The organism is uncultured Lawsonella sp., from assembly GCF_947252745.1.
Lineage (GTDB): Bacteria > Actinomycetota > Actinomycetes > Mycobacteriales > Mycobacteriaceae > Lawsonella.
The window spans coordinates 1-16,110 of record NZ_CAMXWW010000008.1 but is presented as its reverse complement, the minus strand read 5'-3'; the positions used below and the strand labels follow the sequence as shown (position 1 = coordinate 16,110).

General features: G+C 59.9%; 12 protein-coding genes. 6 read left to right on the top strand and 6 right to left on the bottom strand.

Going from position 1 to position 16,110, the window contains the following annotated elements; genetic code table 11:
- Positions 1-328: 328 nt before the first annotated feature.
- The 6 genes from rsmG to rpmH form a co-directional block, all read right to left on the bottom strand.
- Complete coding sequence (gene rsmG / locus Q0X28_RS07305; RefSeq protein WP_296239776.1) at positions 329-928, bottom strand: 16S rRNA (guanine(527)-N(7))-methyltransferase RsmG; 600 nt, start codon at positions 926-928, stop codon at positions 329-331.
- 467 nt (positions 929-1,395) lie between these two features.
- Entirely contained in the window at positions 1,396-1,890 is a 495-nt protein-coding gene (locus Q0X28_RS07300; protein ID WP_296239762.1) for a R3H domain-containing nucleic acid-binding protein, read from the bottom strand.
- 68 nt (positions 1,891-1,958) lie between these two features.
- Entirely contained in the window at positions 1,959-3,263 is a 1,305-nt protein-coding gene (yidC, locus tag Q0X28_RS07295) for a membrane protein insertase YidC (RefSeq protein WP_298577299.1), read from the bottom strand.
- Between the two features lie 5 nt (positions 3,264-3,268).
- A complete protein-coding gene (yidD, locus tag Q0X28_RS07290; protein WP_298577297.1) occupies positions 3,269-3,781 on the bottom strand; it encodes a membrane protein insertion efficiency factor YidD in 513 nt (170 codons plus the stop codon).
- Between the two features lie 9 nt (positions 3,782-3,790).
- Positions 3,791-4,222, bottom strand: a complete 432-nt coding sequence (gene rnpA, locus Q0X28_RS07285) for a ribonuclease P protein component (protein ID WP_296239766.1) — start codon at positions 4,220-4,222, stop codon at positions 3,791-3,793.
- Positions 4,223-4,242: 20 nt separating this feature from the next.
- Positions 4,243-4,386 (bottom strand): 50S ribosomal protein L34, encoded by a 144-nt coding sequence (gene rpmH / locus Q0X28_RS07280; protein WP_296239777.1) that lies wholly within the window; start codon positions 4,384-4,386, stop codon positions 4,243-4,245.
- Positions 4,387-5,328: 942 nt separating this feature from the next.
- Between rpmH and dnaA the strand changes: the two genes are divergently transcribed.
- The 6 genes from dnaA (at position 5,329) to gyrA (ending at position 15,828) form a co-directional block, all read left to right on the top strand.
- A complete protein-coding gene (gene dnaA / locus Q0X28_RS07275) occupies positions 5,329-7,068 on the top strand; it encodes a chromosomal replication initiator protein DnaA (RefSeq protein WP_367270678.1) in 1,740 nt (579 codons plus the stop codon).
- Between the two features lie 682 nt (positions 7,069-7,750).
- Complete coding sequence (dnaN, locus tag Q0X28_RS07270) at positions 7,751-8,938, top strand: DNA polymerase III subunit beta (RefSeq protein WP_298577293.1); 1,188 nt, start codon at positions 7,751-7,753, stop codon at positions 8,936-8,938.
- A 17-nt stretch (positions 8,939-8,955) separates the two neighbouring features.
- Positions 8,956-10,293, top strand: a complete 1,338-nt coding sequence (recF, locus tag Q0X28_RS07265) for a DNA replication/repair protein RecF (RefSeq protein ID WP_298577291.1) — start codon at positions 8,956-8,958, stop codon at positions 10,291-10,293.
- Positions 10,290-10,904, top strand: coding sequence for a DUF721 domain-containing protein (locus Q0X28_RS07260; RefSeq protein ID WP_296239771.1), 615 nt, complete (start codon positions 10,290-10,292; stop codon positions 10,902-10,904). Before recF ends, Q0X28_RS07260 begins: the two co-directional genes overlap by 4 nt.
- A 379-nt stretch (positions 10,905-11,283) precedes the next feature.
- On the top strand, positions 11,284-13,323 hold the full coding sequence (gyrB, locus tag Q0X28_RS07255; protein WP_296239772.1) for a DNA topoisomerase (ATP-hydrolyzing) subunit B: 2,040 nt from the start codon (positions 11,284-11,286) through the stop codon (positions 13,321-13,323).
- 21 nt (positions 13,324-13,344) lie between these two features.
- A complete protein-coding gene (gene gyrA / locus Q0X28_RS07250; protein ID WP_298577288.1) occupies positions 13,345-15,828 on the top strand; it encodes a DNA gyrase subunit A in 2,484 nt (827 codons plus the stop codon).
- Positions 15,829-16,110 lie beyond the last annotated feature (282 nt).

The following is a 16,110-nucleotide window of genomic DNA, read 5'->3' as shown; positions in this document are numbered from 1 at the left end:
CCAAATGTTAAAACATCATCTCAGCAATCTCCCTGAACACAGGGCATCAGAGTGCTGCGGCAGAGTCTCCACTAAAGTCAAATTCTCACCAACTAAAAAGCTGGCAACGACCAACGCCCCTGCAATGAGAGATCCACTGTACACAGCGGCCTCGGAACGTCATTGACGCGATCAGCTTTTAGACTCACAAAAGCACGAACCCGCTGATGCTCTTGCACCTGCTGATTATCACGTTCCGTGGATCTTCATACCATGAAGCCTTGCGGATCAGCTAAATATAAGCGACCGCACGAAGACTCACCGTTGACCGCCATAGGCAATCACTCCGTCAGATATGGATGGCGCGGATGACGTAAGTGTCTTCCACTCCCCCATCGCGATGAAGTTGAACGACCTCTTCCTTGCGCCAGCCGGCCTTTCCCACCAGCAGACCATCCCGCTCGATCTCCTCGGCAGCAGTCGATCCTTTCAACGCAACCAAGTAGGACCCGGAATGCGCAAAAGGAGCAGACCACTTAGCGAGTTTGGCTAGCGGTGCCACCGCTCGGGATGTCACATAGTCCACCGTACCGACTTCATGGTGAACGGACTTTTCCTCTGCACGACCACGTACAACCGTGACATTAGTAAGCCCGAGTTCCGAAACAACCTCATGGAGGAAGTTGACCCGCCGCAGTAGCGGCTCGATAAGCGTTACAGAGAGGTTCGGCCGAGCAATCGCAACAGGAATTCCAGGCAGGCCGGCACCAGAGCCAATATCAGCAACGGAAACTCCCTCGGGAAGAATATCCGCCAGGAGAGCCGAATTGAGGATGTGGCGATTCCAAATCCGGTCAGCTTCGCGCGGTCCGATAAGACCACGCTCAATGCCAGCGGTACACAAGAGGTGGGCGTACGCATCAGCAAGCGGCGTGCGTTCGCCAAACATTTCTGCGATGACGGAAGAGGGAGTAGTCACAGGATTCTCCTCAAGAGGTGGACCGACGATACAGCCAGGATAGAGCTGCCTTGGAACTGACTCCCACGCTACCCGGAGACGCCTACTCGAACAACGCGACTGCGCTTTAACGACAATGTTATCCACATGTAGGAGAGTTATGCACAGTCTTATCCACATACCCCCCACGAACAATTAAAAACAAACCGTTTCACGTGAAACACCACGGCTTGACCAGGTAAAAGAGAATTACACAGATGTTATTCACAATGTGGATAACTCTGTGTATGCCGCACTGCCAGGGTCAATAAGTGAAACCTCTCAACTGACCTAGTAACAAAATAAAGTGAACCACACCATTGTTATTCGCGAAAAAGGACCACCAACGCACAAAAAAGGTGGGTCGAGCATCACGCTCGACCCACACTCAACAGCTCTAGAAACGCGGAGGAGAACCTTTAGTCCTCGTTCTCCTCGTACTCTTCCTCAGGCAAAAGAACCACGTGTCGGTTCTTGCCCTCGCCAGTAGACTCAGTGACGACCCCTTCGATCTTGGCAATGGCGTCGTGCACAACCTTCCGCTCGAAGGGGCTCATCGGTTCAAGCTCGACAGGGGTACCAGTCTCCTCTACCCGGCGAGCACCCTCCTGGGCGAGGGCACGAAGGGTATCGCGACGGTCGGCTCGCCAACGGGCGATGTCGAGCATAAGGCGGGAGCGGTCACCGGAGACTTCCTGCACCGCGAGGCGAGTGAGGGTCTGGATGGCTTCCAGCACTTGGCCGTCACGGCCGACCAGCATGTCGAGGTTCTCTCCGCCGTCAATGCTGACAGACGCGCGGTCGCCTTCCACGTCAAGATCAATGTCGCCATCGAAGTCGATAATGTCGAGGAACTGCTCCAGGTAATCGGCGGCGATTTCGCCCTCATCAATAAGCTTCTGTTGCTTACTCATGTGTTGTCCTTTAAGGTCATCCAGCGGCAGCTGGGTGTTGGTAGGTCTGGGGGTGAAGAAACGAGCGATTAGCGCTTCTTCTTTTTCTTGCCCTTACGGTTCTTGTTGGCTTGCTGGCGGGCACGCTGTGCAGCCTGACGTTGCGCCTTCGCCTCCGCTTGTGCACTGTCAGCAGCACCAGCTGGCGAGCTCTTCGCACCGGCAGCACCGGCAACGGATTTCACGGCAGCATCGCTGGCTTTCGCACCAACAACAGCATCAGCAGGGCCACCAACAGAATCAGACTCAGCGGCACTGGTCTCGGCGGCACCGTCACCCTTCCTCTTAAACAGCGCGGAGAAACCACGGGGCTTCTTCTCTACCACCGCGGTTTCCACAACCTTGGGCTGCTCCACGACGATCACCTTGCCGTGCTTATCGCGCTTCGGCTTCGCACCGGGGCGCGGGGCGTTGGCGGCGCGGGCCTCGTCCAACTTCTCCTTGGCTTCCAGCTTTTCCTTATCCATCTTCTTGTACAGGAAGTACTGCTGGCAGAAGGTCCAGATGTTGTTCGTCAGCATGTAGGTGAGGAGTCCAACGTGCCACATGACGCCGGTGCCCAGAATCATGATGGGGAAGAACCACAGCATCATCTTGTTCATGACGTTCGCCTGCGGGTTGGCAGCGGCGGCAGCGGTCTGCCGGTTAATCGACATACGAGCGTTGAAGTGGGTGGCCACTGCGGAGATCAGCAGCATGGGGATAGTGACGCAAAGAATGGCGACGAAAAGGCTATGCGCATCCTCGGGGTGGTAGCCACCCAGCGGGTAGAAGGCAGCGTACTGGTCCTTGGGCTGCGAGATGTAGCCGGACAGTGGGGCGCCGAAAAGGCGGGCGTCCAGGAAGGACTGCACCTCGTTGGGTTTGAAGAAGTAGTTGCCGGCGTTACGGGTTTGTGCTGCGGTGTAGCCGAGGCCGCCGGCGCGGTTGCCCATCTTGTTGAACATGCGGAGCACGTGGAAGAGGCCGATGAACACGGGGATCTGCACCAGCATGGGGAGGCAGCCCATGGCCATGTTGACGCCGTTGTCCTTTTGCAGCTTAGACATCTCCATGGACATCCGCTGGCGGTCGTTGGCGTACTTCTTCTGGATGGCCTTAATCTGCGGCTGCAGTTCCGACATCTTCTGGGTGGTGCGGATCTGCTTCACCATCGGGTAGAGGAGGATGAGTCGGACCGTCACCGTGAGGAACACGATGGCGAGTGCCCAGGCAGCGCCGGAGACGTTGGGACTGCTGTCGACGGGCAGGCCGACGGCACCGAGTAGCCAAGAGAAGGCTTTGTGCCATGCCCACAAAATCCAGGAGATGGGGTAGTAGATAAAGTCCAACACTGTGGCTAATTCTCCTCAGTTGGGGGTTCAGATGCGGCTTGGCGGGACTTGTTGTGGTGGCGGGGAGGGGGTACGGGGTCGTAGCCGCCAGGGTGCCAGGGCGCACATTTAAGGATACGAATAGTTGACAACCAAAGTCCACGGAACAGTCCATGAACTTGCAGCGCTTCCAGGGCATATGCGGAGCAAGTGGGCTGGAAGCGGCAGGTGGGTACCGGCTTCAGGGGGCTGATAGCGACGCGATAAAAGTACACTGCCTCGATGAGGAGCAGGCTGGCCCAGTCCCGTGGATTTTTCCAGGAACGGTGACGGAACTCGTAGTCGCTGTCGACGGAACCGGGCCGCTTATCGGGAAGCGTAGCTGCAGCACTGTCATGGTCGTCACCATCGTTGCACACGGGACCGTCACGACCCTCCCAAGAAACAAGCCCATCAAGCCCGTCCTGACAGTCGGGGACGCCGTGGGCGTCCTGGTAGGTGTGGACGTCGTGGGCGTTGTCGTTCTGGTCGTTGCGCATGCGGTCTCCTTAGTGTGAGGCCGCAGTAGCGGGGTGCGCACGCAGGGCAGGTTTGGCGGCGATAGTGCAGAGGCATTCCGCTAGCCAGTTTTCCAAGCAGCGGGACGGGGCGAGTTGGGCACCGGGGAGGGCGCGGATGACGATGTCGATTCCGCTGGGCATGCTGGGGAGTAATTCTCGGCAGGTATGCCGGAGCCGCCGGGAGAGTTGGTGTCTCACAACTGCATTCCCGACGGCTTTGCTGACGATCAGTCCGACTCGCGGGGGGGTTCCCGGCGTCTGCGTGTGGGGGGCGGAGCGGGCAACGACTACTGCCAGTTCCTTATCGCTATCCTGTCGTGCGGCGTAGACCACCACGCGGCCGTAGTTCACCTTGACTCCGGTGCGTACTACTCGGCGGAAGTCAGAGCTCCGATGGAGGCGGTTCTCCTGCGAAAGCATAAGTGCCGCTTCGCTCCGAATTATGCGGACAGGGAAGCGCGGCCCTTAGCGCGACGGCGAGAAATGACGGTACGTCCGGCGCGGGTCCGCATGCGGGCGCGGAAGCCGTGCACGCGAGCGCGACGACGGTTATTCGGTTGGAAGGTCCGCTTGCCCTTGGCCACGGTCACCACTCCTCTAATTGTCATGCACTGGGTTCAGTGCGGGTTTCGGCTAAAGATCCCGCTCTACGATTCCGGATGGTACTGACCACCACACCTGTCCATGGGCTGGTGAAAAAGGTGGAGTACATTGCGTGGCCGCACAGAGTGTGCGCGTATGCGGAATGACTTTACAAGACTACTAGTTCACGTAGGACAAATCAAAAAGGATTAAGCCTAGCGGAGCAGCTGCCGGGGAGCTAGGGGGTGAGGGAGGAAAAATTGATGGTTGAAGTTGAGGTTGAGACTTCCGAGAAAGAAAAGCCCAGGTTACAAGCATGTAATTCGCATTTCTCGCATTGTGGAAGAAAAATGGAAACAATTTGCCAGGACGAGACCAGCGGGTTCTCTGGGGGCTAACAGACCCCCTTCGCCTAACATTGCGCGAAAGGCTTCATGCCAACTAAGGTTCCAATTCGTGCCTCGCCACACACCGAGCCATCGAGACGGGAAGTAAGGGAATTTATTCCTCGCAACTCCCCGCCTATCGATGAATTAACTGTGATAAAACAATCTGGTCGCACCCCCATCAGGACGTGCGACCAAAAAGTACTCATAGGCAGAACCGACGGTGCCGACGCCTCACCACCCCGACACCGTCACCACAGAAACCGCACCGGATAACTTCCCCCACGGTTTCTTTATGAATCCTGCCAGAGGACTATCTACACTTGTGGATAACTCGTGTGGATAACTTTGTCGTACCTCGATGACCCGCAGGTAGTCGAAGGCTCGTCAAAGAACACCAAAAAACAGAGGAATAACCAGCCGAGCTCATCAACCGGCGCAAACTAAAAACCGATCTGCCCACGCCACGCCAGTGGCAGAGTTAGATCACACCGCAGCGCCCCATAACGAGGACGATGACCACCATCGCCCGGGAAAGTCTTGTGATAGGAGGAAAAGGTGACGCAAACCCAAGACCTCCACCACATTTGGGGACAAGTCCTCGACGAACTTAAAACCGCGTCCGCCAACCCCTACTCCACTAGCCCCTGCCTTTCCCCCCAACAGCGCGCCTGGCTCAAACTCGTCAAACCCATCCAATACACCAACGGGTTTGCCCTCCTCTCCGCGCCCAACACCTTCGCCAAAGAAGCCATCGAGCGCACCCTGCACGAACCCATCACCTGCGCACTTGAGAAATTCCTGGGCGAAGAAGTCACTCTGGCTGTTAAGGTCATCGAGAAAGCTTCCGCCACCAACGCAGACCCCAACGACTCGCATGCCCTTCTCCGCGAAGCTCTCAACGCTGACCCGGTGACGGGTCCCTGGCCGCGCCCGCCGGTGGTGGCACAAGACCGCATCCTGCCCGAGGACATCCCCGCCTACCGCCCCGAGAACATTGCCACGCCGATCACCCGGCCACAGTTCCCGCAAGGTGACGCCCCCGCCACCCCGGACACGGCAAGCACTCCCCCGGCCACTACCGTCGCCGCAGATACACAACGCGCCGCGAGCCAATACACCACGCAACTCGCAAACACGCAGTCCGCAGATACGAAGGAGGAGACAGCCACCTACCGTAGCCCCGAGCGACCCGAACAGGACGTGACGCAGAAACCACCGTCACCCACCTCCGCTGTCCCCGCCGAAGCAACCCCGGCGCCAACTTTGAACCCGCGGTACACCTTTGACAATTACGTGGTAGGCGATTCCAACCGCTTCGCTACCGCCGCCGCCTGGGCTATTTCGGAGGCCCCTGCCCACGCATATAACCCGCTGTTCATTTGGGGCGGCTCCGGCCTGGGCAAAACGCACCTGCTGCATGCCATCGGCCACTACACGCGACAACTGTTCCCGCAGCTCAGGGTTCGTTACGTCTCTACCGAGGAATTCACCAACGACTTCATTAATTCGCTGCGTGATGACCGCAAGGAGAAGTTCAAGAAGCGCTACCGCGACTGTGACCTGTTGCTGGTTGATGACATTCAGTTCATCGAAGGCAAGGAGGGCATCCAAGAGGAGTTCTTCTACACCTTCGAGGCGCTCCACAACTCCAATAAGCAGATTGTTATTAGCTCCGACCGGCCGCCGGCGTTGCTGTCCACGCTGGAAGATCGCCTGCGGACCCGTTTCGAGTGGGGCCTCATTACGGACATTCAGGCTCCGGACTTAGAGACCCGTACCGCAATTTTGCACAAGAAAGCCCAGGTGGAGAAGCTGCAGGTACCCAATGAGGTGCTGGAGTTAATCGCTTCGCGTATCGACCGCAATATTCGTGAGCTGGAAGGTGCTCTTATTCGGGTGACGGCGTTCGCGTCTCTCAATAAGCAGCCGCTGACCCCCGAGTTGGCGCAGGTGGTCCTGCGGGATCTGGTGCCTGCCGATAAGCAGGTGGAGGTAACGGCTGCGACCATTATGACGGTGGTGGCGGAAGCCTATTCGACCAGTGTGGATGAGTTGTGTGGTCCGTCGAAGACGCGGCCGTTGGCTACTGCCCGCCAGATCGCCATGTATTTGTGCCGGGAATTGACGGAGATGTCGCTGCCGAAGATTGGCTCGACGTTTGGTGGACGCGATCACACGACTGTCATGTATGCGGAGCGGAAGATCTCGAAGCAGATCAAGGATGATCGCACGGTGTTCACGCAGGTGCAGCAGCTTACCGCGGATATCAAGAAGCGCGCCGAGTTCGATCAGTAGGGGTAATGCCCCTGCGGCTGCCCGCCCTTACGCTCATCCTTTTGACTTACTAGCCACCCTTGCGGCTGCCCAGCCCGCTGCCCATTCCGGCTCCCTGGTGCTCGCAAGTCGCCACTCCAAGCCGATTTTTACACAGAATAAATACCAGTAGTTTATTCACAACCCCGGGGGATGTGTAACGCCAGTTTCAGGAAGAGGAGTGACGTGTCCCTGTCGTTGCGACAATTATTGCTGTGGTATTCGCCACGAGAGAATTATTCTTGGCTGAAAATGGGATTTGACCTGGACAAATCTTTGTCCCCAACGAGCAGCTCACGGCTGTGGATAACTCACCACAAATCTGGGGGTGACGGGTGGATAAGTCGCCAGCTCTTGTGAACCCCACACCAAGTTATCCACAACCGCCCCAAGTTATCCACAATTCATCCACAATTTCCCCAGAAAAATTCACACCGCAAAAACGGCGCTCAACTGCACAGAACCACCGTCATCCACATCTTCCACAACCCCTATTACTAGAACTACACATTTAAAGAGAAGAAGAATAGAAATAGGGCGTGGGGACAACACAACACAAACCCTCACCATCCGGAATCTCAGCGTCGATCTCAGATGAGAAACCCTTCCGAACCAGCTAACCTAAACAACAGAAAGTTGTGATGAGAAGGAGACCCGTACGCTCATGGAACTCACCGATATGAACTTCCGTGTCGACCACAGCGATTTCGCTGATGCCGTCACCTGGGTCGCCCGCAGCATTCCCCAACGCCCCGCCATGCCTGTCCTCGCCGGTGTCCTCCTCACCGTCAACGAGAACGGACTCACCATCAACGGCTTCGACTACGAAGTCTCCACCGAAATCACCATTCCCGCCGAAGTGGTGGAAGAAGGTAGTGTCGTCGTCTCCGGCAAACTTCTCTCCGATATCACCCGAGCCCTCCCCAAAACCACCGCCACCGTCAGCGTGGACGGCGCAAAACTCCACATCAACTGCGGCAACGCCAAATTCACCCTGCCCACCATGCCGGTAGAGGACTACCCCGCCCTCCCCACCCTGCCCACCCAAACTGGCAGCATCCCCGCCGACATCTTCGTCGACGCGGTCAAACAAGTCGCCGTCGCCGCCGGCCGCGACGACTCCATCCCCATGCTCACCGGCATCCGCATGGAAATTGATGGCGACACCGTCACCTTCGCCGCCACCGACCGCTTCCGCCTGGCCGTCCGCAAATTCGAATGGGACCCCTTCGCCTCCTTCAGCGACGCCGCCGTCCTCATCCCCAACAAGATGCTGTCGGAAACCGCCAAAACCTTTGCCGCCACCTCCACCGCCCCCGTGGAACTTGCCCTCGGCGGTGCCAATGACACCCTCGGCGGAGAAGGCCTCCTCGGCATCGTCGGCGAAAACCGTCGCATTACCACCCGCCTCCTGGACGCCCAATTCCCGCCCTTCCGCACCCTCCTGCCGAAGGCCCACAACGCCATCGCCACCGTCGACATCGCCAGCCTGGTGGACTCCATCAAGCGCGTCTCCCTCATGTCCGACCGCGGCGCACAAGTACGCCTCGCCTTCACCCCCGAAAGCGTCACCCTCACCGCCGGCGGCGACGACTCCGGCGAAGCCGAAGAAACTCTCCCGGTGAACTACTGGGGCGAGCCGATGACCATTGCCTTCAACCCCTCCTACCTGTTAGACGGCCTCTCCGTACTCGACAGCACCACCGCCAGCTTCGGGTTCACCACCCCCAACCGGCCCGCCGTCATCATCCCCGGCATCGACGACGAACCCGAAGCCAACGACGCAGGCGAATACCCGGCACCCGACACCGACTACATTTACCTGTTGATGCCCGTCCGTCTACCCGGATAGCCGGCAGAAAGCACACCGTGTTCCTTCGCCACTGCGAACTACACAATTTCCGCTCCTGGGACCACCTCTCCCTGGATTTGCAGCCCGGCATCACCGTCTTCGTGGGCGCCAACGGCCAAGGGAAAACCAATTTCCTGGAAGGCATCAACTACCTGGCCACCCTCCGCTCCCACCGTGTGTCCGGTGACGGCCCCCTCATTCACGAAGGTGCAGACTCCGCCCAGCTCGCCGCCACCGCCGTCCACAACCGGCGTGAACTCACCGTCGCCCTCGACATCCACACCGGCAAAACCAACCAGGCCACCATCAACACCTCTCCCTGCCGGCCCCGCGACATTGTGGGCGTCATCAGCACCATCCTGTTCGCCCCCGAGGACCTCAGCCTGGTCCGTGGCGACCCCGCTGGCCGGCGCTCCTACCTGGACGACCTCCTCATCCAACGCCGCCCCCGCCTACGCGGCGTCACCAGCGACTACGAGAAAATCCTGCGGCAACGCAACGCACTGCTGAAAAGCGCCAGCATGGCACTCCGCCACGGCTACCGCACCTCCGCCGGTGCCAGCGCACTAGCCACCCTGGACGCCTGGGATGCCCAACTGGCCCGCGTCGGCGCGCAACTAGTGGCCGCCCGCCTCAACCTGCTGCGTGACATTGCCCCGCTGGTCGCCCGTAACTATGCCGAACTGGCCCCCCACTCCCGGCCCGCGCAGCTAAGCTACACCTCCATCCCGCAGATAACAGTCGAGGACTGCGCTGCCAGCCTGCCCCTCGATGAAGAGTACCTGGAAGCAGCCCTACTCGCCGGCCTGGCCGAAAAACGCGACCATGAAATTGAGCGCGGCATCACCCTCGCCGGACCCCACCGCGACGACCTCACCCTGCTGCTGGGCGTGCAACCCGCGAAAGGCTTTGCGAGCCACGGGGAATCCTGGAGTCTCGCCCTCGCACTGCGGCTCGCCGCCTACGATCTGCTAACAGCAGACGGCACCGAACCCATCCTGCTACTCGACGACGTCTTCGCCGAACTAGACCGCTACCGCCGAGAAGCCCTGGCGGCCGTCGCCGCCAAAGCCGAACAAACCCTCATCACCGCGGCGGTTGGGGAAGACCTCCCAGCAGAACTTCACGTTGCCGCAACCCACACCGTCAGCACCGTAGGGGAAGCGAGCCACCGCATTTCCCTCCTCGACGGCATCCTCACCGACGACCCCACGCTCAATGAGCCCACGCTCAACGTGCCGAGCGATGTTGCGCCGAGCGCTTACATGCCTGGCAGTGTTGAATCAGGCGGTGTCGAGCAAGAGAATGTTGCGCCGATCAGTGCTGATCAGCCCGAGGACGGTGACCGCCAATGATCCCGAATGAGAACTTCACCTCTGACGCCGCCCACCGCACCCTCGCTGCCGCCCTCGCTGCCGCCCAGGCCAGTGGCCGCAACATTGGACGCGGGCGTGCCAGCCGCCCCCGCCCCACCGGTAACACTGACGGAACGGCCAACACCTCCGCCATGTCGCCCAGTTGCGACCGCGCTTCGCGCGGACCACGCGGTGCCGGCTCCGCCAGTACCGGACGCTACCGCCGCTACAGTTGGACCAGCTCCGGCCCCGACGAATGGGACCCACAACTCCTCACCACCCTAATCGCCGACACCGTGAAAAAACACGGCTGGCAGGCGGAAGTCACCGGCGGCCGCATCATCAACAACTGGCCGGACATAATGGGCGAGGAAATCGCCTCCCACTCCCATGTAGAGAAACTGGACGACGAAGGCACCCTCCACATCCGCACGGACACCACCGCATGGGCCACGCAACTACGCCTGCTCCAACCACAAATTCTGGCCGAACTGGGAAAACGCTACGGTTCCACGGTGCGGATGCTACGGATTCTAGGACCCAACCGGCCCAGCTGGCGAAAAGGCCCCAAGCATGTGAAAGGCCGCGGGCCGCGCGACACCTACGGATAAGCGCGCTCGGATAGGCGTATTCAGGTAAGTGTGCCGGGCATATCGTTGCGTGTCCGCCGAGTTCCGGTCGCGTGTCCCAGCGTGTCCGCTGGTTGTTTGCAACACTGCCCATGCTGGCAGCAGCACCGCCGTCACCACCCAAAAACGTTTTAAACGCGATTTGCGGAAAAATATCTTTTCTTCAGGCTCCTACACGTAAACGGGGGTCAAAAGCGGCATTTTGGCGCTGAGGGGGTAGAATGGACCCGTAAGCACGTTCATTTGCCACCCAACGCCTGCGAAAAGAGAAGACATCGCCGCGCGCGACACCACTCCCCCACGCAGCAGCTAATGAACATACCCAAAGGTTCACACCAGTGAAAAAGGAGTGCGACGCCCTGTGGCTCCCTCTCAGAACAAGAACAAAAAAGAGTATGGTGCAGATTCCATCACCATCCTCGAAGGACTCGAAGCCGTCCGCCTGCGCCCCGGTATGTACATCGGCTCCACCGGCGAACGCGGCCTCCACCACCTCGTCTGGGAAGTTGTAGACAACTCCGTCGATGAAGCCATGGCCGGCTACTGCGACGAAGTCAACGTCACCATCATGGAAGACGGCGGCATCGAAGTCCGCGACAACGGCCGCGGCATTCCCGTCGAAATGCACGCCTCCGGCAGCCCCACCGTGCAAGTCGTCATGACCCAACTCCACGCCGGCGGTAAATTCAACTCCGACTCCTACGCCGTATCCGGCGGCCTACACGGCGTCGGTATCTCCGTCGTCAACGCCCTCTCCACCCGCGTCGAAGCCGAAATCTGGCGCGATGGACACCACTGGACCCAAAACTTCAATAACGCCATCCCCGAAGACCTCATCGACGACGGCCCCGCCGAAGGACGCGGAACCACCATCCGCTTCTGGGCCGACCCCAACATCTTCGAAACCACCGAATACAAATTCGACATCATCGCCCGCCGCCTGCAGGAAATGGCGTTCCTCAACAAGGGCCTCACCATCACCCTGGAAGACCAGCGCGTCACCCAGGAAGAAGCCGAAATTGATGCCGAAGCAGAATCTGGCGACCCCGAACTAGCGGTAGCCGCCAAGAATGCCGAAGCCGAAAAGGCCGCCTCCACCCAGAAGGCAGCCCGACGCCGAAAGTACCACTACCCCAACGGTTTGCGGGACTACGTCGAGTCCATCAACAAAACCAAGCAAGCCCTCCACCCCAGCATCATCGCGTTCGACGCGAAAGGCGAAGGCCACGAAGTGGAAATCGCCATGCAGTGGAACAACGGCTACAGCGAATCCGTCCACACCTTCGCCAACACCATCAACACCATTGAAGGTGGCACCCACGAAGAAGGCTTCCGCGCCGCCCTCACCTCCCTCGTGAACAAGTACGCGCGCGACAAGAAACTCCTCAAAGACAAAGACCCCAAACTCACCGGCGACGATATTCGCGAAGGTTTGGCCTCAGTTATCTCCGTCCGCGTCTCCGACCCGCAGTTTGAGGGCCAGACTAAGACCAAACTGGGGAACACCGAAATTCGCTCCTTCGTGCAGAAGGAATGCAACGAACACTTGGGTCATTGGCTGGAAGCCAACCCCAGCGAGGCGAAAACCATCATCCAGAAGGCAGCCTCCTCCGCCCACGCGCGGCTCGCCGCCCGCAAGGCTCGTGAACTGGTCCGCCGGAAGTCCGCCAGCGACCTTGGTGGTCTGCCCGGCAAGCTCGCCGACTGCCGCTCCAAAGACCCCGCAGAGTGCGAAATCTACATTGTGGAGGGCGACTCCGCAGGTGGCTCCGCCAAGTCCGGCCGCGACAACTTCAACCAGGCCATCCTGCCGCTGCGCGGCAAGATCCTCAACGTCGAAAAAGCCCGCATCGACCGCGTCCTGAAAAACAATGAGGTGCAGGCCATTATCACCGCCCTCGGCACCGGCATCCACGACGAATTCGACATCAGCAAACTGCGCTACAACAAGATCGTCATCATGGCCGATGCTGACGTGGACGGCCAACACATCGCCACCCTGCTGCTCACCCTCCTCTTCCGATTCATGCGGCCGCTAGTGGAAGAAGGCCACGTCTACCTGGCCCAACCGCCGCTCTACAAACTCAAGTGGGCTAAGGGAGAACCCGGCTACGCCTACTCCGACCGCGAACGCGACCTCCTCCTTAAAAAAGGTCTCGACTCCGGCCGGAAGATCAACACCGACGACGGAATCCAGCGCTACAAAGGCCTGGGCGAAATGAACGACCAAGAACTGTGGGAAACCACCATGGACCCGTCCACCCGCACTCTCCGCCAAGTCACCCTCGACGACGCCGCCGCAGCCGACGAAACGTTCTCCATCCTCATGGGTGAAGACGTCACCGCGCGCCGCAACTTCATCACCCGGAACGCCAAAGACGTGCGCTTCCTGGACATCTAGCAGCACACGTAAAGAGGAATAATGTCCGACAACACCACCTTGCCACCCGACGAGGAAACCTACGATCGCATCACACCGATCGACCTCAACCAGGAGATGCAAAACTCCTACATCGACTACGCCATGAGCGTCATCGTTGGCCGCGCCCTCCCCGAAGCCCGCGACGGCATGAAACCCGTACAGCGCCGCATCCTCTACGCCATGTTCGACAGCGGCTTCCTGCACAACCGCAGCTACGTGAAGTCCGCCCGCTCCGTCGCCGAAACCATGGGCCACTACCACCCCCACGGCGACTCCGCCATCTACGACACCTTGGTCCGCATGGCCCAACCCTGGACCATGCGCTACCCGCTCATCGACGGCCAAGGCAACTTCGGCTCCGCCGGTAACGACCCCGCCGCCGCCATGCGTTACACCGAAGCCCGGCTCACCAGCCTTGCCGAGGAAATGCTCCGCGACATTCGCGAAGACGTCGTTGACTTCCAGCCCAACTACGACGGCAAAACCAACGAACCCGTCGTCCTCCCCTCACGCGTGCCGCAGCTGCTCATGAACGGCTCCAACGGCATCGCCGTCGGCATGGCCACCAACATTCCACCCCACAACCTGGGTGAAGTTGCGGAAGCCATCTACTGGTGCCTCGACAACCCCGACGCAGACGAAGCCTCCACCCTGGACGCCGTCATGGAACGCATCAAAGGCCCCGACTTCCCCACCGCCGGGCTCATCGTCGGCGACCAGGGCATCAAGGACGCCTACACCACCGGGCGCGGCTCCATCCGCATGCGCGGCAAAACCTCCATCGAGGAAGAGGGCAAGCGCACCATCATCGTCATCACCGAACTGCCCTACCAGGTGAACCCCGACAATCTGGTGTCCTCCATCGCCCAACAAGTCTCCGACGGGCGCATCAGCGGCATCGCCAACATCGAGGACCAATCCTCCTCCCGCGTCGGCATGCGCATCGTCATCACCCTAAAACGCGACGCCATCGCCAAGGTCGTCCTCAACAACCTCTACAAGCACTCCGCGCTGCAAACCAACTTCGGCGCCAACATGCTCTCCATTGTTGACGGCGTCCCCCGCACCCTCCGCATCGACCAGCTTGTCCGTATCTACGTCCGCCACCAGCTGGAAGTTATCGTCCGCCGCACCAGGTTCCGCCTCCGCAAGAAGGAAGAACGCGCCCACATCCTGCGTGGCCTCAAAAAAGCCATCGACATGCTGGACGAAACCATCGCCCTCATCCGCCGCTCCCCCAGCGCCGATGAAGCCCGCGTCGGGTTGATGGACCTCCTCGACATTGACGAAGCCCAAGCCAACGCCATCCTGGAAATGCAGCTGCGCCGCCTAGCTGCCCTCGAACTGCAAAAAATCCTGGACGAATTGGCCCAGATCGAAATCGACATCGCCGACCTCAAAGATGTGCTCGCCAAGCCCGAGCGGCAACGCGCCATCGTCAAGGACGAACTCAGCGACATCGTCCGCAAGTACGGCGACGAACGCCGCACCCGCATCATCCCCGCCGACGGCGAACTCTCCGACGAAGACCTCATCCCCGAAGAAGACGTCGTCGTCACCATCACCGAAACCGGCTACGCCAAGCGCACCAAGACCGACCTCTACCGCTCCCAGAAACGCGGCGGTAAGGGCGTGAAGGGCGCCACCCTAAAGCAGGACGAGATCGTCAAGCACTTCTTCGTGTGCTCCACCCACGACCTCATCCTCTTCTTCACCACCAAGGGCCGCGTCTACCGCCTGAAAGCCTACGACCTGCCGGAAGCTAACCGCACCGCCCGCGGCCAGCACGTCGCCAACCTCCTCGCCTTCCAGCCGGAAGAACGCATCGCCCAGGTGATCCAGCTGAAGAGCTACCAGGATGCCCCCTACCTGGTGCTGGCCACCCGCAACGGCCTAGTGAAGAAGTCCCGCCTGGAAGACTACGACTCCAACCGCACTGGCGGACTCGTCGCCATCAACTTGAAGGGTGACGACGAATTGGTGGGTGCCTCCCTCTGCTCCGAAAATGACGACCTGATCCTCGTCTCCGAGTACGGCCAGTCCATCCGCTTCCACGCCACCGACGACGTGCTGCGCCCCATGGGCCGCGCCACCTCCGGCGTCTACGGCATGCGCTTCAACGGTGACGATAACCTGCTCAGCATGAACGTGGTGAAGGAAAACGAGTTCCTGCTGGTCGCCACCTCCGGTGGCTACGCCAAGCGCACCGCCATGGATGACTACCCCGTGCAGGGGCGTGGCGGCAAGGGCGTGCTGACCATCCAGTACGATCGCCGCCGCGGCAACCTGGTGGGTGCTGAAGTGGTGTCGCTAGATGACGAAATCTTCGCCATCACCACGGGCGGCGGCATCATCCGCACCGCTGCTAAGGAGGTTCGCAAGGCTGGCCGCCAGACCAAGGGTGTGCGCCTGATGAACCTCTCCGACGGGGACTCGCTGCTGGCCATTGCCCGCAACGCCGACCAGGAACCCGAAGAAAAGTAATGAGTGCTGTGGCCGCTAATGTCAGCTGGTCGCGAGAGTCCGCCGACGGCAAACGGCTAGTGAACATAACGGCGTGGCGGCCACGGCACTAGCGCAAAGGGGCGCGCCCGATCCCACCGGACGCGCCCCTTTGCCGTCATCCACGGCCCCTACATTCTCCCAACCCCTGTTCACCACAACCTCGTTTATTGCTTCTGCAACCTCCTTGTTTCCACCTGTTACCAGACGTTTTGCAAATTGGTGGGGAGGTCGGTTAAAGTCTACGGAGTTACGGGCCTATAG